Origin of the sequence: Martelella sp. AD-3 (assembly GCF_001578105.1) — a bacterium.
Lineage (GTDB): Bacteria > Pseudomonadota > Alphaproteobacteria > Rhizobiales > Rhizobiaceae > Martelella.
Window position 1 is genome coordinate 3,598,170 of the sequence record NZ_CP014275.1, and the last position, 22,811, is coordinate 3,620,980.

Sequence of the window (22,811 nt, forward strand, 5' to 3'; positions counted from 1 at the left end):
CTGCCGCAAAGCGCGAAGGCCGCCTTCAAGAGGCCATTCACATCGGATGAAGACCCGGCCATCGCCGGACCGAATCGCCCCTCTCAAAACATAGACGCTTGGGGAATCCGCGAAAAGAGTCCGACGGAAATATTCGCCCGGCGCCCGCCTCAAAGGGGAGCGCCAAGATTAATGCAATCATGCTTTCGGAAGTGTTAAAGCGGAGCCGACGGCCCTATGCCGGGGCGGCAATGGCCGGAGCGGCGCGCTCGCGGACCGTCAGGTGAATGGCTGCGGAGAGGATGCCGAGCGCGATTGCTGAATACCAGATCACATCGTAATTGCCGTAGCGGTCGAACCAGGCGCCGCCGAGCCAGACGCCGGCGAACCCGCCGAGCTGGTGGCTCAAAAACACGAAGCCGAACAGCGTGCCCATGGCGCGCGGGCCGAACATGACGACGATCAGCGCGCTGGTCAGCGGCACGGTCGACAACCAGAGCACGCCCATGACGAGGCCGAAGACCAGCACGGAAACCGGCGTCAGCGGCAGCCAGATAAAGACGAGGATGACCACGGCGCGCAGGGCATAGATGGCGGCCAGGACATGCGGTTTGGCGAAGAAATTGCCGAGGCGCGCGGCAATCAGCGTGCCGAAAATATTGGCGAAGCCGGCAAGCGCCAGCGCCTTCAGACCGAGCGCACGCAGTTCGGGAGCGGAAAGCGTCGTGCCGGTGCAGAAATTCTGAATATAATTCGGCAGATGCGCGGTAATGAAGGCGAGGTGGAAGCCGCAGACGAAGAAGCCGGCAGCCAGCATCACGAAGCTGCCATGGCCGAAGGCGGCGCGGATGGTCTGCGGCAGGTCGATCTCGCTCTCGGCGGCAGCGCCCTTGTTTTTCACATGCAAAAACGGGATGGCGAGCGCCATCGGCGCCAGCAGCGCGGTGATGATCAGAAGCGTCGTCTGCCAGTCGAACCGGCTGATCAGGAATGCCGTCAGAAGCGGCAGCACCGCCTGGCCGGCGGAGCCCATGGCGGAGGCCACCCCGAGGTAGAACCCACGCTTTTCGGCAGGCGCGGCGCGCCCGACCACGGCCAGGACCGTGCCGAAGGCCGTGCCCGAAACGCCCATGCCCACGAGAACGCCGGCCCCCATATGCTGGGCGAAGGGGGAGGCGCCGAAAACGCAGATGACCATGCCGAGCACGTAGCAGGCAAAGCCGAGCCAGAGCGCGCGCCGGTCGCCGAACTTGTCGGCGAGCATGCCGAAAAACGGCTGCGCCAGCCCCCAGACGAGGTTCTGGATGGCAATCGACAGAGAGAATATCTCGATCCGGCCGGCGAAAAGATCATCCGACAGCGGCAGGACCACGCCGCCGAAAACCGAGCGAACGCCGAAGGACAGGGCCAGAACCAGCCCGCCCGCCAACATGATGATCAGCATGTCGCGGTCGATGCCGCTGCTCCTGGCCTGTTGCATGATATCTTTCCCGAAATATCCCTCGCGCCAGAATTAGCAGGGATCAGGAAAGATGAATATCCAATATCTCTGATTTCAGACGTCAGCGTTCTTGATGTCAGAGCCTCACCTCGGGCTTCGGCAATTAAGCGCCGTCTCGACCGCCGCGCGAGACCTGCATAAACAATTGATATTCATTAATTTTCGATCGGACCGCCTGGCATCCGGATTTGCAATTGGTCGCAAAACAGGCCATAGCAGGCAGCAAGATGGGAACGGCGCGGCCCCGACGGCGTCGCCTCAGCCGAAGCGTATTGGCCAGGGAACCATGATAAAGACAGTCATTTTCGACTTTGACGGCGTGATTGCCGACAGCGAGATCATCGCGCTTGCCGAGCTTCAGGTATCGCTTGCCCAATACGGGGTCGCGGTCGACTGGGATATGCTGATCGAGGAATTCCTGGGCTCTTCGGTCAGGCAGATCATTGCTTTCGTGGAGGGACAGACCGGCAGGGCGGTCGATCCCGATTTCCAGGAGGCGTGGTATGCGCGGCTGTTTGACCGCTATCGCCGCGAGTTGAAGCCGATGGCCGGCGCCGAAGCCATGCTTGACCGGCTGGATGCCGCCGGGATCGATTACTGCATCGCCTCCGGCGGCTCCTACAAGAGGCTCGGCGTCGCGCTTCAGGCGATCGGTTTTGCCCAACGCTTCGAAGGCCGGGCCTTCAGCGCCGAATCGGTAGAACACGGCAAGCCGGCGCCCGATCTTTTCCTTTACGCTGCCGAAAAACGCGGCGCCCTGCCGAAGGAGTGCGTGGTGCTGGAAGACGCCATCGCCGGCGTCACCGGCGCGGGACGCGCCGGCATGCGCGTTTTCGGGTTTACCGGCGGCAGCCATCTTGAGGGCGTCAGGCCGCTTCATGCCGAACGGCTTCGGGCCGCGGGCGCCGACACCGTGCTCACGGCGCTTTCCGATTTCGGGATGCTGGCCCTTGACGCCGGTCGAGACCGGTTGACACCGGGCTGAAAGCCCGACAGAATCCCGTCCATTCCGAGGGGAGCATCCTGCGATGCTGAGATGGCAACGGGCCGGACCCTTGAACCTGATCCGGGTCATTCCGGCGTAGGAACGGAAAAATCGGCTATTCCCCTTTGTTTTCGCTTCCGCGCCGGTCTCCGCAATGCCATGGAGGTCGTCATATGTCGTTGGAATTTCGCCGCAGCCGCCTTTTGCAGGCTGGTGAGACGCAGCCATGAGAACGGTCGACTATCGCCTGAACGCCCTGGTCGATGCCGGGCTGGTCGAGACCGCGCCGCTTGCCGAACTGGCGCGGCATGCCGCCGAAAACGGCGCGACCTTGATCCAGTATCGCGACAAATACGCCAAGACCCGCCAGATGATCGAACGGGCCGTGGAAATCCGCAATGCGCTTGAACCGACCGGCGTTCCGCTCGTGGTCAATGACCGGGTCGACGTCACGCTCGCGGCAGAAGCCGTCGGCGTCCACCTCGGCGCAGACGACATGGATCCCGAGACCGCGCGACGGCTGCTCGGGCCGGACGCCATCATCGGCCTGACCGTCAAGAATGCGTCCGATGGCGCGCGGGCGGCAGCGGCCCCGGTCGACTATGCCTGTATCGGCGGCGTGTTTCATACGCTCTCCAAGATCAACTCCGACCCGCCGGTGGGCGTCGAGGGGTTTCGCGCGCTGCGCCGCGGACTGAAGAACGCGAGGCCGGACCTGCCGGTCGGCGCGATCGCCGGCATCAAGCTCGAACATGTGCCCGAGCTGATCGCCGACGGGGCCGACGGCATCGCCGTGATCTCGGCAATCTTCCATGCGCCCGACGTGACGAAGGCGACCCGCGATTTCCGCCGGGCCGTCGACGCGGCGCTCGCGATCCGGGCGCGATGACATCGGCGGCAATCGAGCGCGTGGCCGGCCGCCTTGCGGACAGGCTTCAGACGACGCTTTCGATGATGGCGGGCGTCGTTCTGGCGCTGATGCTCGCGCTCGTCCTCCTCAGCGTCGTGCTCCGCTATGTCTTCCGGACCGGGCTGATCGGCACCGAGGATCTCGGCATCTGGCTGAATGTGGCGCTGGTCTTTCTTGCCGCGCCGCTTGCCATGACCGGCCCGCTCGCCATGCGGCTCGAACTCCCCTTTTCAAGGCGGGCGGAATTGCCCGCCCGCATCATCGCCGATGCCGTCAGCCTCATCGCTGCCCTTGTCCTCGCCCTTGGCAGCGCTCGCGTCGCAACGCTGATCGGCGGCACCTCGCCAACCCTCGGCCTGCCCGAATGGGTGCGCTTTGCCGTCACCGGCACGGGCGGCGCGCTGATCGCCGCGACCCTTGCCCTCAGGCGCATCAGCGAACGGCGGCTCCTGTCGCTTGCGGTTTCTGTCGGTCTGGCCGGCCTCATCTCCCTCGCATGCCTGCGTTTCAATCTGGCAACGGCCGTTCCGCCGAGTGCCGCGATTGCGCTTTTCGCCGCCATCGGTCTGATCGCGGCTGCCCCGCTTGCCCATGCCTTCCTCGCCGCGGCCCTTGTCGCCATGCCCTTCGGCGGCAATCTGGCGCCGGAAACGATGGTGACGACAGCGGTTTCCGGCATGTCGCATTTCCTGCTTCTGGCGATCCCCTTCTTCCTCTTGACGGGGGCGGCCCTTTCGGCCTCCGGCGCGGCCGCGCATCTCGTCGCCTTCGCCGCATCGCTTGTCGGCCACCGGCGCGGCGGGCTGGCGCAGACGGTGCTCGCCACCGGCACGCTTTTCTCCGGCGCGTCCGGTTCGTCGGTTGCCAATGCGGTGTTTTCAGCCACCACCTTTCAGCCCGAACTGGTGCGTCACGGCTACCCGCCGGCCCGCGCAGGGGCGATCATCGCCGCCTCCTCGGTGCTCGACAATGTGATCCCGCCGTCAATCGCCTTTCTCATTCTTGCGGCCGCGACCGATCTCTCGGTCGGCAAGCTGCTTGTCGGCGGGCTCGCCGCCGGCCTTGTCATGGCGGCGAGCCTTGCCGTCGCCATTCACCTGACGACGCGCGACCGGCCGGGCGGCACGCGCGCGACCCCGGCTGCGCGTAAGCAGGCCTTCCTCGCTGCCGTCCCGGCTTTCGGGCTCGGCGTCATCGTCGTCTTCGGCATCCGCATCGGCATCGTCACCACCACGGAAGCGGCCGCGCTTGCCGCCGCCTATACGCTTGCGCTTGCTGCCTTCTCGAAAACGCGCCTCACGACGCTACTCTCGGTGTTCCGGCAGTCGGCCACGGAAGCCGCCGCCATCGGTCTCCTGATCGGCGCGGCCGGGCCGTTTGCCTTCCAGCTTGCCGTCGACGGGGTCGCCGGCATGCTGTCTTCGGCCGCCGGCGTGCTTGGCGGTTCGCCCGCAGCGATCCTCGCCTTTTGCGTGGCTGTGCTGCTTCTCGCCGGCCTCTTTCTCGATATCGGAGCGGCGATCCTGCTTTTCGGCCCGCTTTTGCTGCCGCTTGCCACAGATGCCGGGCTTAACCCGATCGCCTTCGGCGTCATCTCCGTCACCACGCTGATGATCGGCGGACTGACGCCGCCCGTCGGCATGCTGGTGCTGGTGGTCGGCGGCGTCGCCAAAATTCCGGCAGCATCGCTGTTTCGCGCGACGCTGCCCTATCTGGCTGCACTGCTTGCGGCAGTCGCGCTCTTCTGCGCTTTCACCCTTCTGATCTGAGAGGAAACATCATGAGAACCCTCAATCGCCGCACCCTTCTGAAGGCCGGAACGCTGGCCGTCCTTTCGACCCCCTATCTCGCCCGCCCCGCCATCGCCCAGACAACGATAACGGTCGCTTCGCTGCTCGGAGAGGACAAGCCGGAGACCAAGATCTGGCGCTTCCTTGCCGAGAAGGCCGAGGAACGACTTCCCGGGCGCTTCCGCTTCAATATCGTCACCAATGGCGCGCTCGGCGGCGAAAAACAGGTGGCCGACGGCATCCGCCTCGGCGCGGTGCAGGCGAGCCTGTCGACCGTTTCGGCACTTTCCGCCTGGGTGCCGGAGCTGCAGCTTCTCGACCTGCCCTTCCTGTTCCGCAGTCCGGAGCACCTCCGGCGCGTGGTCACAGGGCCGGTCGGCGACAATCTGAGGGAGCGGCTCGCGGACGAGCGCTTCATCGTCGGCGGTTTCATCGATTACGGCGCCCGCCACCTCCTGACCAGGACGCCGGTGACACGGCCGGAGCAACTCGAGGGCGTCACCATCCGCGTTATCAACAGTCCGCTTCATACCGGGCTCTGGAGCGCCTTCGGGGCGGTGCCCGTCGGCATCCCGATCACCGAGACCTATAACGCGCTTTCAACCGGCGTTGCCGATGCGATGGACCTGACCAAATCCGCCTATGCCGGTTTCAAGCTCTACGAAGTTGTGCCGTGCCTGACGGAGACCGGGCACATCCGCGCCTCCGGCGTGATCTATTTCTCTGAAGGCTTCTGGAACGGCCTTGATCCCGAAACGCAAGGCCTGCTGATGGAGATATCGGCAGAGGCCGCTCTTTATTTCAACGCGCTGATCGTGGAGGACGAAACGGCTGCGATGCAAACGGCGCGCGAGAACGGCGGCGAAGTGTTCCAGCCCGAGGACATGGACGCCTGGCGGGCCGGCGCCAGAGGCGTATGGGCCGAGTTCGCGCCGGCCGTCGGCGGCATGGAGCGGATCGAGATGATCGAAAACGGCTGATCCCCAGCCCGATGCGCGGCGACCTACCGCAAATTTCCAGTTAAGGCTTGCGAGCGGGACCGAATTGGTAAAAGTTTACCCCGATATTCGATTGCGGGGCACGGGAACATGGTAACATTGCGGGAAATTGCGAAGGCGGTCGGCGTTTCGGCCGGCACGGTGTCGCGTGTCCTCAATTACGATCCGACGCTCTCCGTCTCCGAGGTCAAGCGCAAGGCGATCATCGAGACGGCCGAGGCGCTGAACTACGCGACGCCGCGTAACAGGCTGCGCGCAAAAACGGGTCCGGTGCGCGCGCCGCGGCGCAAACAGGCGATGCCGCGCATGGCCACGGTGCATTTCCTCGCGCGCGACGAGGAACTGATCGACCCCTATTATATCGGCGTCCGGCTCGGCATCGAGCGTCGCTGCCAGACCTATGGCACAGAGGTCGTCAAGGTGTTTCACGACGATCTGGAGGCGGAAGCGGCAACGCTGCAGGCGATGGCCGGGGTGATCGCGATCGGCAAGCACCGCCCGCACGAGATCGCCTTACTGGAAGAGAACAGCCGGCATCTCGTCTTTGCCGATTTCGTGCCGGAGGAGGAGCGTTTCGACTGCGTTTCCAGCGACCTGGCCAAGGCGACGCGCACCATTCTCGACGGGCTCCACGCCGCCGGCTACCGCCGGATCGCCTTTATCGGCGCGGAAGACCGCATCAGCCGCAAGGGCAGTCCCTACAGCGAGACGCGCTGCCACGCCTATGTCGAGTGGCAGAAGGAACATGGCGGCTTCGACCCGGCGCTGATCGCGCTCAACGACGATTGCAACAACGGCCAGAACCTGCGCCTCGAAGTCGGGTACGAAAACGCCCGCAGCCTGCTCGCGCATGCCGAGCGGCCCGATGTGATCATGACGGCGAACGACAATATCGCCATCGGCACCTGCCGCGCGCTTCAGGAAGCGGGGCTTTCGATCCCGGGCGATATCGCTGTCGCCTCCTTCAACGACATCCCCGTGGCGCAGTTCCTGACGCCGCCGCTCTCGACCATGAAAATCCCGGGCGAAGCCATCGGCGAATGCGCCGTCGACCTGCTTGTCGAACGCATCAACGGCCGAGAATACACCAAGCACGTCGTCATCCCCACAGACATGATCTGGCGCGACAGCTGCCGTCGCCCGCCGACGCAATAAAAATTTTACCTATTTTTTTACTAAATTTTTTATTGCGAATATGCCGGTTTTGACGTTAGCTTTTTGACGGGCGGCAAGGAGAGCGCCGCCAGCGATCGTCCAAACGGGAGGAAACCAATGGATACCGTGCTGAAGCGGATTACGGGTGCGGCCCTTGCCGGCACCTGCGTCATGAGTGCATCGGCGGCCTTTGCCGGCGAGATCACGATCTGGTGCTGGGACCCGAATTTCAACGTCGCCATCATGAAGGAAGCGGGCGAGATCTATTCGAAGACCCATCCCGACACGACCTTCAATGTCGTCGATTTCGCCAAGCTCGACGTCGAGCAGAAGCTGCAGACCGCGCTTGCCTCGGGCACGACCAATGCGCTGCCGGACATCGTGCTGATCGAGGATTACGGCGCACAGAAATACCTCCAGTCCTTCCCCGGCTCCTTCGCGCCGATGGATGACGTCGTCGACTATTCCAAGTTCGCGCCCTACAAGGTCGAGCTCATGACGCTTGACGGCAAGGTCTACGGCATGCCGTTCGATTCGGGCGTCACCGGGCTTTACTACCGCAGCGACTATCTCGAGGAAGCCGGCTTTACTGCCGACGACATGGACGGCATTACCTGGGATCGGTTCATCGAGATCGGCAAGCAGGTCGAGGAGAAGACCGGCCACAAGATGACCTCGATCGACCTCAATGACGGCGGCATGACCCGCATCATGATGCAGTCGGCCGGCGAGTGGTATTTCGATGAGAACGGCGACCTCGACGTCGTCGACAACAAGGCGCTCAAGGCCGCGCTCGAGACCCAGGCCAAGATGGCCAACGAGGGCATTCTCTATCCGGCAACCGGCTGGGCCAACTACGTCAACGCCTTTACCTCCGGCAACACCGCATCCGTGATCACCGGCGTCTGGATCACCGGCACGATCAAAGCCCAGGAAGCGCAGTCCGGCAAATGGCGCGTGGCGCCGATCCCCTCGCTCGACGGGGTCGAGGGCGCGTCGCACGCCTCCAATCTCGGCGGGTCGAGCTGGTATGTGCTCTCGTCCTCCGACGTGAAGGACGAGGCGATAGACTTCCTCAACGAAATTTACGCCAAGGATGTCGATTTCTACCAGAAGATCCTGACCGAGCGCGGCGCCGTCGGCTCGCTTCTGGCCGCCCGCGAGGGACCGGCCTATCAGGAGGCCGACCCGTTCTTCGGCGGCGAGGAAGTCTGGCAGCAGTTCTCGGACTGGCTGAACCAGATCCCGCCGGTCGACTACGGCATCTTCACCAATGAGCTCGACACGGCCGTAACCGCAAACCTGCGTTCGCTTGTCGACGGCAAGCCGGTCGACGAGGTGCTCAAGGCCATCGAGCAGCAGGCGAAGTACCAGATCCAGTAACAGAAGCCAGATGCGCGCGGCGGGCGACATGTCGTCCGCCCGGCAGGCTTTGCGGCGGGCGGAACCCCGTCCGCCGATGATTTGGCGAATTTCCCCCAATGTCGCATGCGGCGCGAGGTCAAAAAATGGTGACTGCCAGACCGGGCAATCTGAGGCGGTTTTACGATGTGAACGGATGGGCCTTCGTTGCCCCCGCCCTCATCCTGATCGGTACCTTCATGTTCTACCCGATCATCCGCTCGCTGGTGCTCTCGTTCTATTCGGGACGGGGCATGATGATGAAGTTCGTCGGCTTCGGGAATATCGAGCGCCTGTTCAATGACCCGGTGTTCCTGCAGGCGCTGACCAACACGCTGACCTTCCTGATCATCCAGGTGCCGGTGATGATCATGCTGGCGCTGATCCTGGCAAGCGCGCTCAACAGTCCGAAGCTGAAATTCCGCGGACTGTTCCGCACCGCGATCTTCCTGCCCTGCGTCTCCTCGCTGGTGGCCTATTCAATCCTCTTCAAGAGCATGTTCGCCACCGACGGCATCATCAACTCGACGCTGCAGACGCTCGGGATCATCGACATCCCGATCCCGTGGTTCACCGATCCCTTCTGGGCCAAGCTGCTGATCATACTGGCGATCACCTGGCGCTGGACCGGCTACAACATGATCTTCTACCTGGCCGCGCTGCAGAACATCGACAAGTCGATCTACGAGGCCGCCCGCGTCGATGGCGTGCCGAAATGGCGGCAGTTCCTGCATCTGACGATCCCGATGCTGAAGCCGGTGATCCTGTTTACCACCATCACCTCGACGATCGGCACGCTGCAGCTCTTCGACGAGGTTTATAATCTGACCGAGGGCACGGGCGGACCGGCGAATTCGACGCTGACGCTCTCGCTCTACATCTACAACCTGACCTTCCGCTTCACGCCCAATTTCGGCTATGCCGCGACGGTCTCCTACGTCATCGTCGTCATTGTCGCCATCCTGTCCTTCCTGCAGTTTTATGCCGCGAGGGAACGCAAATGATGCCGCGCTATACAAACCGCTACCTCTCCTCCGCCTTGCTCTACGGCGCGCTCGGGCTTGCAGCCTTCATCTCCGTCTTTCCCTTCATCTGGATGGTGATCTCGGCAACCAACACCACGGCCGATATCGTCACCGGCAAGGCCTCCTTCGGCGCGGCCTTCCTTGACAATCTGAAGATGTTCTTCACCCAGGTGGATGTGCCGCTGATCATGTGGAACTCGGTGAAGATCGCGATCGCCGGCACGTTTCTGACGCTTCTGGTCTCCTCGCTTGCCGGTTACGGTTTCGAGATCTTTCGTTCAAAATTCCGCGACCGGATCTACACGCTCGTGCTCCTGACGCTGATGATCCCCTTTGCCGCGATCATGATCCCGCTGTTCATGCTGATGGCCAAGGCGGGGCTGATCGACACCCATATCGCCATCATCCTGCCGACCATCGCCTGGGCCTTCGTCATCTTCTATTTCCGGCAGGCAACCAAGGCTTTCCCGTCAGAATTGCGCGACGCGGCGAAGGTCGACGGGCTGAAGGAATGGCAGATTTTCTTCTACATCTATTTTCCGGTGATGCGGTCGACCTATGCTGCGGCCTTCGTCATCGTCTTCATGCTCAACTGGAACAATTATCTGTGGCCGCTGATCGTGCTGCAGTCGAACGAGACCAAGACGATCACCCTCGTCGTCTCGTCGCTGGCATCAGCCTACTACCCCGATTACGGCACGGTGATGATCGGAACGATCCTTGCCACGCTTCCCACCCTCTTCATCTTCTTCGCCATGCAGCGCCAGTTCGTCCAGGGCATGCTTGGCTCGGTCAAATAGGTCATGACGATGCGCACATTCGAGAAATTCAACAGCGACTGGGTTTTCACCGAAGGCTTTGACGAAAGCTGGACCGGCGCCCTGCAGGACGGCGAAGCTGTGATGCTGCCGCACACCGCCGTGGAACTGCCGTTCAACTATTTCGACGAGAACAGCTACCAGAAACCGTTCACCTATCAGAAGATCATCGCCAGCGATCCCGCTTTCGAAGGCAAGTCCGTCTCGCTCGTCTTCGACGCGGCAATGGCCGACAGCGTGGTCTGGCTGAACGGTGAAAAACTCTGTGTCCACAAGGACGGTTACACGCCCTTCGAAGTCGATCTGACCGGGCGTCTGAAAGACGGCGACAACCTGTTGACGGTGAAGATTGACGGGTCCGAGAACCCGGAGATCCCGCCCTTCGGCTATATGATCGACTATCTTACTTTTTGCGGAATATACCGTGATGTCTGGTTGAAGGTGACGACGCCGACGGCGATCGACAACGTCAAGGTCGAGACGCCCGATGCGCTTGCGCCGCAAAAATGCGTGCAGGCGGATGTTCACCTGACAGGGCCGGTTGCGGAGGCCGCGACGCTGAAGGCTACGCTTTATGACGCCGAGGGCCACAGCCTTGCCACGACCGAGATCGCGGTCAGCGGCGACAAGGCCTCGTTCGAGATCGACGGGCTGGAAGATATCCGGCTCTGGGACATTCACGATCCGGCGCTCTACACGCTCTCTGTCACCCTTGAGACGAAAGCGGGCAGCGACACGGTTGCCGCCCGCTTCGGCTTCCGCACCGTCGCCTTTGCCACGGACGGCTTCCATCTCAATGGAAGGCCGCTGAAGCTCAGGGGCCTCAACCGCCACCAGAGCTGGCCGCATCTCGGCTATGCCATGGGCAAACGCGGGCAGGAAAAGGACGCCGACATCCTGAAATACGAGCTTGCCTGCAATGTCGTGCGCACCTCGCATTATCCGCAATCCAAGTATTTCCTCGATCGCTGCGACGAAATCGGCCTTCTGGTGTTCGAGGAGATCCCCGGCTGGCAGCATATCGGCGGCGAAAGCTGGAAGCGGGAATCGATCGCCAATGTCGAGCGTATGATCCGGCGCGACTGGAACCATCCCTCGATCATCATCTGGGGCGTGCGCATCAATGAATCGGCCGACGACCATGATTTCTATGCCGAGACCAACCGGCTGGCGCATGAACTGGACAGCACGAGGCCGACCGGCGGCGTGCGCTGCATCGAGGACAGCGAGTTGCTCGAAGACGTCTACACGATGAACGACTTCGTGCTCGGCTCGGAGGAAATGCCGGGCAGCAACCATCTGCGCATGCACCGCCGCGAGCAGAAAAAGGTCACCGGACTTTCCCGCGATGTGCCCTACATGATCACCGAATATTGCGGCCACATGTATCCGACCAAGCGCTTCGACCAGGAGCAGCGCCAGGCCGAGCACGTCACCCGCCACCTGCAGATGCTGAACGCGATCGCCGGCGACCCGACGATTGCCGGCGGCACCGGCTGGTGCATGTTCGACTACAACACCCATCAGGATTTCGGCTCGGGCGACCGCATCTGCTATCACGGCGTGCTCGACATGTATCGCGAGCCGAAATTCGCGGCCTATGCCTATGCCTCGCAGGGCGAGCCGGAAAACAATGCGGTGCTGAAACCCGTCACCTTCTGGGCGCGCGGCGAGCGCAATATCGGCGGCGTGCTGCCGCTGATCATCCTCACCAATTGCGATTATGTCGAGTTCAGTTTCGGCGACATGGAGCCGCGCCGGCTCGAGCCCGACCGCGCCACCTATCCGCACCTGCCGCATCCCCCCGTCATCATCGACCTGCGCTCGGTCACGCCGGAGGAATTCGGCGAATGGGGCCGCGTCTGGAAAGACGGCAAGGTGACTGGCTATGTCGACGGCAAGGCGGTGAAGACGGTGACATTTGCCGCCGATCCCGTGCCGACGACGCTGGAAATCGCTCCCGACGACACGCACCTCAAGGCCGGCGAGAAGGACTGCGTGCGGGTGATGCTGCGCGCGCTCGACCAGGCCGGCAACATCCTGCCCTTTTTCGATGATCCGGCCGCGCTCTCGCTCGAGGGGCCCGGCCGGATCATCGGCCCGGACCTCGTCAGCTTCAAGGGCGGCACCGCCGGCCTTTACATCGAGGCCGGCAATGAGGCGGGCGCGCTGACGCTTTCCGTCCGCTGCCGGCCCTTTGCCGACCAGACCGTCACCTTCACGCTTTCCTGAGGTTTTCCCATGGCTGACGTATCGCTGAATGCCATCCGCAAGTCGTTCGGATCGATCGAGGTGATCAAGGGTGTCGATCTCGACATCAAGTCGGGCGAGTTCGTCGTGTTCGTCGGCCCGTCCGGTTGCGGAAAATCGACGCTCCTGAGGATGATCGCCGGCCTTGAGGACATCACCTCGGGCACGCTCGCGATCGGCGGCAAGGACATGACCGACGAGGATCCGGCCAAACGCGGCATCGCGATGGTGTTCCAGACCTATGCCCTCTACCCGCACATGACCGTGCGGGAGAATATGGGCTTTGCCCTGCGCTTTGCCGGCATGGACAAGCAAGAAATCGAATCCCGCGTCATGGATGCGGCGAAGATGCTGGAGCTCGAGACCTATCTCGACCGCAAGCCGAAGGCGCTGTCGGGCGGCCAGCGTCAGCGCGTCGCCATCGGCCGCGCCATCGTCCGCCATCCGGACGTTTTCCTCTTCGACGAGCCCTTGTCGAACCTCGATGCGGAGCTGCGCGTGCACATGCGCGGCGAACTGTCGGCGCTGCACAACCGGCTGAAAACGACGATGATCTACGTGACACACGACCAGGTGGAGGCGATGACGCTTGCCAACCGGATCGTGGTGTTGCGCCAGGGCATCGTCGAACAGATCGGCACGCCGCTGGAACTGTTCAACACGCCGGCGAACCTGTTCGTGGCGGGCTTTATCGGCTCGCCGGCCATGAACTTTCTGCCGGCGACCGTGACAAGGGCCGAGGGCAGCGGCATCACCCTCAACCTACTCGGAGAGGAGACGATCGACATGCCGCTTAACGGCAACCTCCCGCGGGAAGGCTCAGAGGTTACCGTCGGCGTGCGCCCGCAGAATATCCGTCTGGCAAGCGACGGCGAAAACAGCTTTGCCGTCGATATCACCCTTGTCGAAGCGCTTGGCACGGAAACCGTGGTCTACGGCTTGGCGGGAAGCGGCGAACGGGTGATGGCGGTGCTTTCCGGCCAGCACCTCCTCAAGACGGGGACATCGATCGACGTCACTTTCGACATTGCCGATGTTCATCTTTTCGACGAAGCCGGCAAGCGCATGGCCGCCTGAACCGTTCGTCAGTAGAGCGTCTTCCTGTAGCGATCTTCGAGATCGGCATCGATCCGTTTCATCTCGCCCTCGTCTTCCGGGGCGCCGGTCGTCTGATCGAGGATGATCTTCGACAGCGACGGAAAGCTCGCGCGATCCTGGCGGTGGGCCGCATCCCAGAGATGCGATCGCCGGAACGCCTTGGCGCAATGCATGAAGACTTCGCCGATACTGACGACAATGGCGAGTTTCGGCGCGCGATCGCGAACACTCATCATCTCCAGCAGGTCCGGGTCGCGCGAAAGACTGGCCTTGCCGTTGATACGCAGCGTGTCGTCAAAGCCCGGAACGATGAACAGCAGGCCGACATTCGGATTGGCGATGATGTTTGACAGGCTGTCGAGCCGGTTGTTGCCGGGTCGGTCGGGGATGGCGAGCGTCTGCGCATCGAGCACCTTGACGAAGCCTGCCGGATCGCCGCGCGGGCTGACATCGGCGCGGCCGTCTCTGCCCTGGGTTCCGAGACAGAGAAAGGGCGAGCGCTCGATGAAGGCGGCCGCGTGTTCGTCCAGCGCGGACAGGCACTTCTTTGCCGCAAGTCCGCTGACCGGCGGAAACATCTCCCTGAGGGACTGCTCGTCCCCGATCAGGAAGTCCCGGTTGATCTCGTAGGCTGCCATTCTGGTTTCCTCCCGAAGCACGGCTGTCTGCGCGCCGTCGCGCCGATATGCATCTGTCGTCTAAATCTTCATGCCCACCGTATACACGCCCGGCAGGATTTCGAAAGGGCGCGACCTTGCACAACCGCAAGCCCCACAATACTCTGCCGCCCGAGCAAACAGGTTAAGCGAGGTCATCCATGTGCACGTCCCTCCTCTACACAGATCTGTCCGGCTGCATCTATGCCGGAAGGACGCTGGAATTGCCGGTGGAGCTCCCCTATTTCGCGGCCTTTCTGCCGAAGGGTACGGCGCTTGCCTCCAGGGCCGGCGAGCATGCGCCGCTCACCTATGAGAGCCGTTATGACGTGTTCGGCATCGTCGTTCCGAACGGCAATGCGCAGGATCTCAAGGTCGTCGAGGGACTGAACGAGGCGGGGCTCAATTTCTCGCTGCTCGCCTTCGCCGATACGCACGGTCCGGACGACACGGAAGCAAAAGACACGCCGGTGCTGTCGGCAATCGATCTCGGCGCATGGATGCTGGCGCAGTTCTCGACCGTGGCGGAGGTGAAGGACGCATTGGAAAAGCAGACGGTTCTGGTCGATCCGCTGGAGGCGCTCGGCGGCGTCGTGCCGCCCTTCCACTATACGGTGCACGACAAGAGCGGCGCCTCGATCGTCATCGAGTTCTTCGACGGCGAGCGTCATATTTTCGACAACCCGCTCGGCGTGATGACCAACAGCCCGCGTTTCGACTGGCACCTGACCAATCTCAACAACTACACCCATCTCAGCAATGTCGATCATTCCAGCGCGACATTCCTCGGAAAGGACTTCATCCAGCCCGATTCCGGCATCGCCACGGTGACGCTGCCGGGCTCGGACACCGCCGTCGACCGTTTCGTGCGTGCCGTCTACTACGCCCAGTTCTCCGAGAAAGTCGACGGCTCCGAAGCGTCGCTGCGCCAGCTCGGCCATGTGATGAACAAGTTCGACCGGCCGAAGGGCGCTTCCGTCTATTCCAGCGCCAAGGCGAGCGCGCTCACGGAATCGGCAACGAAGCTGACCGGCGGCGCGGCGGCTGAAAAGCCGGACTTCATCACCGAATACACGTCCTGGATCACGCTGATCGACCTTGCGGGCGGCAAGCTGATGCTGCGCACCTATGACAGCCTCGGCTATGTCTCCTTTGATCTTGCCGCGCTGAAGGAAGGGGCGACCGGTCCGAAGCTCGTGCCGCTCGAGGCCTTCAGCCAGGGCAGCGTCGATGCGGACACGGTGATGCTTTCGCACTGAAGGCCGGTCGACGTTCCGGGTTCGCATCGAAGGGCGAGCCCGCCTCCGCTCAAAAATCCGAAAGCCGCGTCTTCACGGCGGAAAGGGCGCTGACCATTTCCGAGAAATTGCGGCGCAGACGGCGGTCCATTTCCGTTGCGATATCGGGATATTCCTCGATCAGGCGCAGGAACTGGTCGCGGCGGATGAGAAGGATTTCGGCAGGTTCGGCCGCAATCGCCGCGACGCGGTGGGGAACCGGACTGATCAGCGCAGCCTCGGCCAGCAGACTGCCGGCGCCGGCGATGCCCGCCGAACGTCCGGCCGCCTCAAGCGTCAGCGTCCCGCTTTCGACCAGGTAGGCGCCGAGGCTGTCGGCATCCTCCTCGAACAGCGTTTCCCCAGCTTCACAGGAGAGGCGGGTGACGGTAAAGGCGATCAGCCGCAGCTGGTCGACGGAGAAACCGGAGAAAAGCCCGGTCCGGCGGATCGTCTCGATATCGCGCGACAGTGCCATCAGTCATATCCCCCGGGCCGCTTCCCCTTGCGACCCACCGCCAGCGCCGTTCAGGGCACCAGCTTGTAGCCGCCGTTTTCGGTCACGAGAATCCGCGCATTCGACGGATCTTCCTCGATTTTCTGGCGCAGCCTGTAAACATGGGTCTCCAGCGTGTGGGTGGTGACGCCGGAATTGTAGCCCCAGACCTCTTCCAGAAGCATGTCGCGGGTTACCACCTTCTGGCCGGCGCGGTAAAGATAGCGGATGATCGCCGCTTCCTTTTCCGTCAGCCTGATCTTCTTGTTGCCGACCCCGGTAAAGAGCTTCTGCCCCGGCTTGAACACGTAAGGCCCGACATTGAAGGTCGCGTCCTCGCTCTGCTCGTGCTGGCGCAGTTGCGCGCGAATGCGGGCGAGCAGAACGGCGAAACGGAAAGGCTTGGTGACGTAATCATTGGCGCCCGCCTCAAGACCGAGGATCGTGTCGCTGTCGGTGTCATGGCCGGTCAGCATGATGATCGGCGCCTTGAACCCGTTCTTGCGGGCCATCTTCACGGCTTCCCGCCCGTCCATGTCCGGCAGACCGACATCCATGATCAGGAGATCGACCTGTTCCTCCTTCAGCATTTTCAGCGAACGGGCGGCGCAATCGGCCGAACGGATGGCGAATTCATCGTAGAGTTCCAGCTGCTCGACCAGCGTTTCGCGCAGGTCCTGATCGTCATCGACCAGAAGGATCGTCCTCTCCGTCATGCACTCGGCCCTCTCGTGTGATTATGCGCCATTCGCTCTCCCGCATGGCGTGTTCCGTCAATGACAATATTGCGGCAGGCTATCGCCGGGCGTAGTCCTATGAAACTATATGATTTCACGTACAAAGCAAAAAAAAGTGAAGAAAACCATCAAAACGCCGCGCAAGAACACTTCAGTCATTACCGTGCGCCGCATGCCGGGGTCGCTCCACCGCGCGCTCCTCGCCTTCGGGCCGCTGCGCTTCCCCGCAGCCATAGGGCGCGGTGGCATTTCGGCGCGCAAACGGGAGGGCGACGGCGCAACGCCGCTTGCCGTCATGCCACTGGCCGGCGGCCTTGTCCGCGGCCGGCTGCCGATCCTGCCGTCAAGCCCGCTCGGCCTTCGCCGGATCAGGCCCGATGACGGCTGGTGCGACGATCCTCGCGCCCCGAACTACAACCGCCCCGTCCGCCTGGCCTTTTCCGGAAGCCATGAACGGCTGAGACGCGAAGACAGGATCTACGACATCGTCGTCGTTCTCGACTGGAACATGCGTTGTCGCGTCAAAGGGCGGGGCTCGGCCGTGTTCTTTCATCTCGCCCGACCAGGCTTCGAGCCCACGGCCGGCTGCGTCGCTGTTGCGCCGTCGGCCATGCGCGTGCTGCTGCCGCATCTGCGGCGCGGCGTCCGGCTTGCCGTCCTCGGCTGAACCTCAGCCTCCCCGCGGGGCGGTCGTTTCCGCAGAGCCGGCATAAGCGCCCGGGCGGGGCACGCGCTCGTCGCCGTCTACCGGCGGATCACCAGCCGGCGGGGCAGCATCGGCATTGGGATTGGCGGCCTCCGGGGCCGTGCCGGAGGCTTCCAGCACCCATTCGCGCCAGATCGCCACGATCAGCGCCATCAGCACCGGGCCGACGAAGAGGCCGATCAGACCCATCGTCTTCACCCCGCCGACAAGGCCAAAGAAGGTCGGCAGGAAAGGCAGCTTTATCGGTCCGCCGACAAGGCGCGGGCGCAATGTCTTGTCGACGATGAAGAGCTCGATCGTGCCCCAGGCGAAAAGCGCGATCCCGTGCACGGGCGTGCCGCGGGCAACCAGATAGGCGGAAATCAGGGTGAAGGTCAGCGGCGCGCCCCCCGGCACCATGGCCATGACGGCCGTCAGCAGGCCGAAGGATACGAAATTCGGGACGCCGGCGAAGTAATAGGCCGTTCCCAGCACGATGCCCTCGCCCATGGCGATCAGCGTCATGCCGGTGACCGTCGAGGAGATCGTCGCCGGCACGACGCGGGAAATGCGGTACCAGCGGTCTGGAAACAGCCGCTCGCCGATCATGTCGAGCTGACGGGCGAACTTGTCGCCGTCCTTGTACAGGAAAAACAGCGCGATCAGCATGAACAGGGCCGAGAGAAGCAGGCCGAAGACCCGGCCGCCGACGAACAGGGCGGTGCGGTAGATACTGCCGATATTCTCACCGCTGACGGCCTGGATCAGCTGGCCGATGTCGCCGGGCTTGCCCAGATATTCCTGCCATTTGGTGGCGATCCATGCGCCGACTACGGGAAGGTTGAAGATCCAGTCCGGCACCGGCGCGCCGATGCGGTTCGCCTCCGCCGCCCAGGCGATCCAGGCTTCGAGCTCGCGCGACATGTAGATCACCGCGAAGATGATCGGCAGGATCAGGAACAGGAGGATGAGGAGAATGGCGATCGTCGCCGAAAGCGTGCGGCGGTTGCCGAGCCTCCGGTTGAGGTCCCGAAACACCGGCTGCGAGGCGAAGGCAATGATCAGGGCCGCCAGAACCGGGACCAGAAAGCCGTGGAAGAAGTAGACGGCAGCGATCGCCACGCCGAGCAGCAGCCAGCGCGCGGCGGTTACCGACGGGATCAGCGGCGCGCGTCCCACGGCAGCCTGGCCGATCCAGCGTTGCATTCTGTGGTCCTTTTGCGGTGTTTCCGCCATTGACGCTTTCGCCTTCACAATTGTCACGGCCGCCTGCAAGGCGGCGCGGCTTCCTATTTACGGGAGTCCCGGCCCCGCCTGCAAGCGCGCTTCGGTTGTCAGGCCGGAGAGGATGTCGAGGGCCTCCAGGCGGGCGGCGCGGCCGGGCTCGGGATCGCGAGAGACCGCAGCGCCTTCAAGCCCGGCGACATAGCCCTCCGGCAGGCCGTGCTCGCGCGCGCCGGCGAGAACGAGGGCGTGATACCAGTCGAAAGGCAAGAGCCCCGATACGCGGAAGGCCGGCGGCGCCACATAGGTGAACGCCGAAACCGGTTTCTCGCAGGAGAGCATGCGCACCGTGCAATCCTCGATCCGGTCATACCCCTTGCCACGCCCCTCAAACCCGTCAAGCAGCTCGCAATCGCCGGGATGAAGCGAAAACAGCACGCCGAACACACGCCCACCCGCCTTTGCCGTGATCGTCGCCTTGCCGGAACCATCCCTGCCCGGCTTGGCGAAATCGAGGGCATGGTCTTCCAGAAAGGCAGGCCCGAGCGCGCGCGCAGAGGGACAACGGCGGAGAAGCCGTTCGCTCAGCATGTTGGAGCCATAGGCAAAGTAGGCGCGGCCTTGCGGCATCAGCCCTCCAGCTCCTCGCGCAGCACTTCCAGTTCCAGCCATTCCTCTTCCTTGGCGGCGAGATCCGCCCTCAGGCCTTCAAGCTTGCCCGCCGCCGTGTTGAAGCCTTCGGGATCGCGCTGGAAGAAGGTGGGGTCGGCCATCTTTTCCTCAAGCCTTGCGATCTCGGCCTCGAGCTTTTCCATCTCCTTCGGCAGGTTTTCGAGGGCGAATTTCTGCTTGAAGGAGAGTTTGCCCCTGCTCTTTGCCGTCCGGTCGTTCGATCCCTTTTCGTCCTGCGCGGCCTGTTTCTCCCGCTTTTCCTGAGCCCTTGCTTCCGCGGCCGCGCCTTTTCGCTGGGCCAGCATGTCGGAATAGCCGCCGGCATATTCGAGCCAGGCTCCGTCAAGGGCGAGCGGATTTGCGGGCGCGATCGTCGAGGTCACGGTCCGGTCGAGAAAATCACGGTCATGCGAAACCAGGATGACACTGCCCTTGAAACCGGCGACGATCTCCTGCAGCAGATCAAGCGTCTCGATATCGAGGTCATTGGTCGGCTCGTCGAGAATGAGCAGGTTAGACGGCTTTGCCAGGATGCGCGCCAGCATCAAACGGGCGCGTTCGCCGCCGGAGAGATTGCGGATCGGCGTGCGCGCCTGTTCGGGCTGGAACAGGAAATCCTTCATATAGCCGGTCACATGGCGTTGCTCGCCATTGACCAGCAGCGTGTCGCCGCGCCCGTCGGTGAGGTAATGGGCGAGCGTATCGTCGGGATCGAGATCCTCTCGCTTCTGGTCGATGACGGCAATCTCGAGATTGACGCCGAGGCGGACAAACCCGCTGTCGGGTTCAAGCTGGCCGGTCAGAAGCTTCAGGAGCGTCGTCTTGCCGGCGCCGTTGGGGCCGACGAGACCGATCCTGTCGCCGCGCCCCACGCGCAAGGAAAACGGCTTGATGATCTGCCGGTCGCCGAAGGACTTGGTGATATTCTCGGCCTCGATCACCAGCTTGCCGCTGTCCTTGGCTTCCGTAACCGTGGCATTCACCGTGCCCTGGGGTCCGCGATGGCCGCGGTGGCGGGCGCGCATGTCGTGCAGTTCGCCGAGCCGGCGCATATTGCGCTTGCGCCTGGCGGTGACGCCGTAGCGCAGCCAGTGCTCCTCGCGCACGATGGCGCGCGCCAGCTTATGCTGCTCGGCTTCTTCTTCCTCCAGCACCTTGTCGCGCCACTCCTCGAAGGCGGCAAAGCCCTGGTCCATGCGCCGCGCCGTGCCCCGGTCGAGCCAGACGGTGGCGGTGGAGATGTTTTCCAGGAACCGCCGGTCATGCGAGATCAGCACCAGCGCCGAGCGCGTGGCAGAAAGCTCGCCTTCCAGCCATTCGATGGTGTTGAGGTCGAGATGGTTGGTCGGCTCGTCGAGAAGCAGGATGTCGGGCTCGGGCGCGAGAACCCGGGCGAGGGCCGCGCGGCGCGCCTCGCCGCCCGAGAGCGTTCTCGGATCAGCCTTCGGGTCAACGCCCAGATGCTCCATCATGTAATCGGCGCGGTAATGCGCATCGCCGGGAGCAAGCCCCTCGGCGACATAGTCTTCCACCGTGGCATAACCGGTAAAGTCCGGCGCCTGCTCGAGATAGCGGACGGTGACGGAGGGGTGGCGGAATATCTCGCCCGATTGCGGCTCGACCATCCCTGCGGCGATCTTCAGCAGCGTCGACTTTCCCGAACCGTTGCGGCCGACAAGGCAGATGCGGTCGCCGGGCTCGACCTGCAGGCCGGCGCCGGACAAAAGCGGCGTGCCGCCGAAACTCAGATGGATGTCGTCCAGTTTCAATATCGGAGGCGCCATGCCTCAAACTCCCGAAAAATCATGCGGGCGGAAAATGACGATGCCGCGGCCGCTTTTCAACCCGAAGCGGACGGGACCATCACCATTGCCCGCCTTGTTGGACACCGTGCGCGGCAGACCGAAGGGAGCCTCGAACGCGTCAAGCGGATAGACGGCGTTTTCGATCGACAGGCCATGGAGATCGGAGAAGCCCAGCACGGAAAACAGAGCGCCGGCCGGCATCTCGATCTCGCTCGCGCCAGTCAGAAGCGGCCGCGCTTCCTCCTCGCCCGAGGTCAGCACCATGTCATAGCCGGCTTCCGCCAGCCTCACGGCAAGCAGCATGTTCATCATTCCGTGGTCGGTGCGTTCGCCCTGCAGCGCGCCGGCCATGATGATCCGTTTCGCCCCCCTGTCGATCGCCTCCTCGGTCGCGATCGCCCCGTCGGTCGCGTTCTTGGCCGGCGGAAAGCCCTTCCGTTCGATATCCGGGAACCGCTCGATGAGCGCCGCATCGGTGGAATCGAAATCGCCGACCCAGATTTCGGGGGACACGCCGAGCGCCTCGGCATGCACCATACCGCCATCGGCGGCGATGACGCGGCTGCCGTCGACAAGCCGTCTGACGCGATCGTCCACGGCAAGCGCGCCGCCCAGAAGAAGGGTGAAGGTTTCTGCTGCTTTCATAGGCTAAGGCCATATCGAATGTCACGGCCAAACAAAAGCAGAATCCGGGAAACGGCCGCCGGTTTCAGCCCACCGAACGGACGCCCGGCGCCTCGACGGCATGGCGCTCGTCTTCGCCCGCATGTTCGCGGACATAGTCCTCGACGCCCGCTACGAAGCGGTCGTAGAGCCGGGAGAAGGCATCGATATCGTCCGCCGGCCAGCTTTCGGTGACGCTCTCGATGAGGCCGCGCTTGACGGCGTGGATCTCCTCCAGAAGCTTGCGCCCCTTCGGCGTGATCACCAGGATCGAACGGCGTGCGTCGCTCTGGCAGACGCGTCGTTCCAGCACGTTCTGGGCGACAAGCTCGGCGACGATGCGGCTTGCGCGCGAGGGGTCGATACGCATGCCTTCGGCAACCGCGCCGATCGTGGCCTTTGCCGGCGCCTCGACGCGGGAGACGACATCAAGCACATCAAGATGGGTAATCTCGAGCGCCGGCGCGACCCTTGCAATCGCGAGGCGGCCGATAATGCGCCGCCGGGTCATCAGGCGGTTGCGGGTCATCGCGCCCGAAATCCGTTCCATGGCCTCTTCTTCGGCTTCACTGGCTGCTGGCATCGTCTTGGTCATTCCTGTTTTATACCAGATTCCTTGAGGAGTTGAAACATGCCAAGGGCAATTCAATGCCATTGACATATATTTGCGTTTATCACATATTCAC

The 22,811-nt window shown here is 63.1% G+C and carries 21 protein-coding genes and 1 riboswitch; of the genes, 12 read left to right on the forward strand and 9 right to left on the reverse strand.

The window, feature by feature from the left end; genetic code table 11:
• Positions 1 to 214 precede the first annotated feature (214 nt).
• Positions 215 to 1,459 (reverse strand): MFS transporter, encoded by a 1,245-nt coding sequence (locus AZF01_RS16650; protein WP_051424180.1) that lies wholly within the window; start codon positions 1,457 to 1,459, stop codon positions 215 to 217.
• Between the two features lie 307 nt (positions 1,460 to 1,766).
• On the opposite strand from AZF01_RS16650, the gene AZF01_RS16655 reads away from it, so the two are divergent.
• The 10 genes from AZF01_RS16655 (at position 1,767) to AZF01_RS16700 (ending at position 13,889) form a co-directional block, all read left to right on the forward strand.
• Positions 1,767 to 2,465, forward strand: a complete 699-nt coding sequence (locus tag AZF01_RS16655; protein ID WP_024710034.1) for an HAD family phosphatase — start codon at positions 1,767 to 1,769, stop codon at positions 2,463 to 2,465.
• Between the two features lie 17 nt (positions 2,466 to 2,482).
• A riboswitch (TPP riboswitch) is annotated at positions 2,483 to 2,585 on the forward strand.
• 106 nt (positions 2,586 to 2,691) lie between these two features.
• Positions 2,692 to 3,354 (forward strand): thiamine phosphate synthase, encoded by a 663-nt coding sequence (gene thiE / locus AZF01_RS16660; RefSeq protein ID WP_024710033.1) that lies wholly within the window; start codon positions 2,692 to 2,694, stop codon positions 3,352 to 3,354.
• Entirely contained in the window at positions 3,351 to 5,144 is a 1,794-nt protein-coding gene (locus AZF01_RS16665; protein WP_024710032.1) for a TRAP transporter large permease subunit, read from the forward strand. The genes thiE and AZF01_RS16665 overlap by 4 nt, the downstream gene beginning before the upstream one ends.
• 11 nt (positions 5,145 to 5,155) lie before the next feature.
• The gene (locus AZF01_RS16670; RefSeq protein ID WP_024710031.1) at positions 5,156 to 6,145 is read left to right on the forward strand and encodes a TRAP transporter substrate-binding protein; all 990 of its coding nucleotides are present in this window, start codon (positions 5,156 to 5,158) and stop codon (positions 6,143 to 6,145) included.
• A 108-nt stretch (positions 6,146 to 6,253) separates the two neighbouring features.
• The gene (locus AZF01_RS16675; protein WP_024710030.1) at positions 6,254 to 7,318 is read left to right on the forward strand and encodes a LacI family DNA-binding transcriptional regulator; all 1,065 of its coding nucleotides are present in this window, start codon (positions 6,254 to 6,256) and stop codon (positions 7,316 to 7,318) included.
• A gap of 117 nt (positions 7,319 to 7,435) precedes the next feature.
• Positions 7,436 to 8,701, forward strand: a complete 1,266-nt coding sequence (locus tag AZF01_RS16680) for an ABC transporter substrate-binding protein (protein WP_024710029.1) — start codon at positions 7,436 to 7,438, stop codon at positions 8,699 to 8,701.
• Between the two features lie 125 nt (positions 8,702 to 8,826).
• The gene (locus AZF01_RS16685; RefSeq protein ID WP_024710028.1) at positions 8,827 to 9,723 is read left to right on the forward strand and encodes a carbohydrate ABC transporter permease; all 897 of its coding nucleotides are present in this window, start codon (positions 8,827 to 8,829) and stop codon (positions 9,721 to 9,723) included.
• Positions 9,723 to 10,544, forward strand: coding sequence for a carbohydrate ABC transporter permease (locus AZF01_RS16690; protein ID WP_024710027.1), 822 nt, complete (start codon positions 9,723 to 9,725; stop codon positions 10,542 to 10,544). The genes AZF01_RS16685 and AZF01_RS16690 overlap by 1 nt, the downstream gene beginning before the upstream one ends.
• A 9-nt stretch (positions 10,545 to 10,553) precedes the next feature.
• On the forward strand, positions 10,554 to 12,794 hold the full coding sequence (locus AZF01_RS16695; protein ID WP_024710026.1) for a glycoside hydrolase family 2 protein: 2,241 nt from the start codon (positions 10,554 to 10,556) through the stop codon (positions 12,792 to 12,794).
• A gap of 9 nt (positions 12,795 to 12,803) precedes the next feature.
• Positions 12,804 to 13,889, forward strand: a complete 1,086-nt coding sequence (locus AZF01_RS16700; protein WP_024710025.1) for an ABC transporter ATP-binding protein — start codon at positions 12,804 to 12,806, stop codon at positions 13,887 to 13,889.
• Positions 13,890 to 13,897: 8 nt separating this feature from the next.
• Here AZF01_RS16700 and AZF01_RS16705 read toward each other — a convergent pair whose 3' ends face one another.
• Positions 13,898 to 14,548, reverse strand: a complete 651-nt coding sequence (locus tag AZF01_RS16705; RefSeq protein ID WP_024710024.1) for a pyridoxamine 5'-phosphate oxidase family protein — start codon at positions 14,546 to 14,548, stop codon at positions 13,898 to 13,900.
• Between the two features lie 179 nt (positions 14,549 to 14,727).
• On the opposite strand from AZF01_RS16705, the gene AZF01_RS16710 reads away from it, so the two are divergent.
• The gene (locus AZF01_RS16710; protein WP_024710023.1) at positions 14,728 to 15,825 is read left to right on the forward strand and encodes a linear amide C-N hydrolase; all 1,098 of its coding nucleotides are present in this window, start codon (positions 14,728 to 14,730) and stop codon (positions 15,823 to 15,825) included.
• Between the two features lie 49 nt (positions 15,826 to 15,874).
• On the opposite strand, the gene AZF01_RS16715 is transcribed toward AZF01_RS16710, so the two are convergent.
• Positions 15,875 to 16,321 (reverse strand): Crp/Fnr family transcriptional regulator, encoded by a 447-nt coding sequence (locus AZF01_RS16715; RefSeq protein WP_024710022.1) that lies wholly within the window; start codon positions 16,319 to 16,321, stop codon positions 15,875 to 15,877.
• Positions 16,322 to 16,371: 50 nt separating this feature from the next.
• The gene (locus AZF01_RS16720) at positions 16,372 to 17,055 is read right to left on the reverse strand and encodes a response regulator transcription factor (RefSeq protein ID WP_024710021.1); all 684 of its coding nucleotides are present in this window, start codon (positions 17,053 to 17,055) and stop codon (positions 16,372 to 16,374) included.
• Positions 17,056 to 17,164: 109 nt separating this feature from the next.
• Between AZF01_RS16720 and AZF01_RS16725 the strand changes: the two genes are divergently transcribed.
• The gene (locus tag AZF01_RS16725) at positions 17,165 to 17,743 is read left to right on the forward strand and encodes a L,D-transpeptidase (protein ID WP_371260648.1); all 579 of its coding nucleotides are present in this window, start codon (positions 17,165 to 17,167) and stop codon (positions 17,741 to 17,743) included.
• Positions 17,744 to 17,746: 3 nt separating this feature from the next.
• Here AZF01_RS16725 and AZF01_RS16730 read toward each other — a convergent pair whose 3' ends face one another.
• The 5 genes from AZF01_RS16730 to AZF01_RS16750 all read right to left on the reverse strand — a co-directional run bounded on the left by AZF01_RS16730 (position 17,747) and on the right by AZF01_RS16750 (position 22,720).
• Entirely contained in the window at positions 17,747 to 18,997 is a 1,251-nt protein-coding gene (locus AZF01_RS16730) for an AI-2E family transporter (protein WP_024710019.1), read from the reverse strand.
• 57 nt (positions 18,998 to 19,054) lie between these two features.
• Complete coding sequence (locus AZF01_RS16735; RefSeq protein ID WP_024710018.1) at positions 19,055 to 19,615, reverse strand: gamma-glutamylcyclotransferase family protein; 561 nt, start codon at positions 19,613 to 19,615, stop codon at positions 19,055 to 19,057.
• A complete protein-coding gene (locus tag AZF01_RS16740; RefSeq protein WP_024710017.1) occupies positions 19,615 to 21,441 on the reverse strand; it encodes an ABC-F family ATP-binding cassette domain-containing protein in 1,827 nt (608 codons plus the stop codon). The genes AZF01_RS16735 and AZF01_RS16740 overlap by 1 nt, the downstream gene beginning before the upstream one ends.
• Positions 21,442 to 21,444: 3 nt before the next feature.
• Positions 21,445 to 22,107: a thiamine diphosphokinase gene (locus tag AZF01_RS16745; protein ID WP_024710016.1), complete on the reverse strand. Its 663-nt coding sequence runs from the start codon at positions 22,105 to 22,107 to the stop codon at positions 21,445 to 21,447.
• Positions 22,108 to 22,171: 64 nt separating this feature from the next.
• Positions 22,172 to 22,720: a MarR family winged helix-turn-helix transcriptional regulator gene (locus tag AZF01_RS16750; RefSeq protein WP_024710015.1), complete on the reverse strand. Its 549-nt coding sequence runs from the start codon at positions 22,718 to 22,720 to the stop codon at positions 22,172 to 22,174.
• Between the last annotated feature and the right edge of the window lie 91 nt (positions 22,721 to 22,811).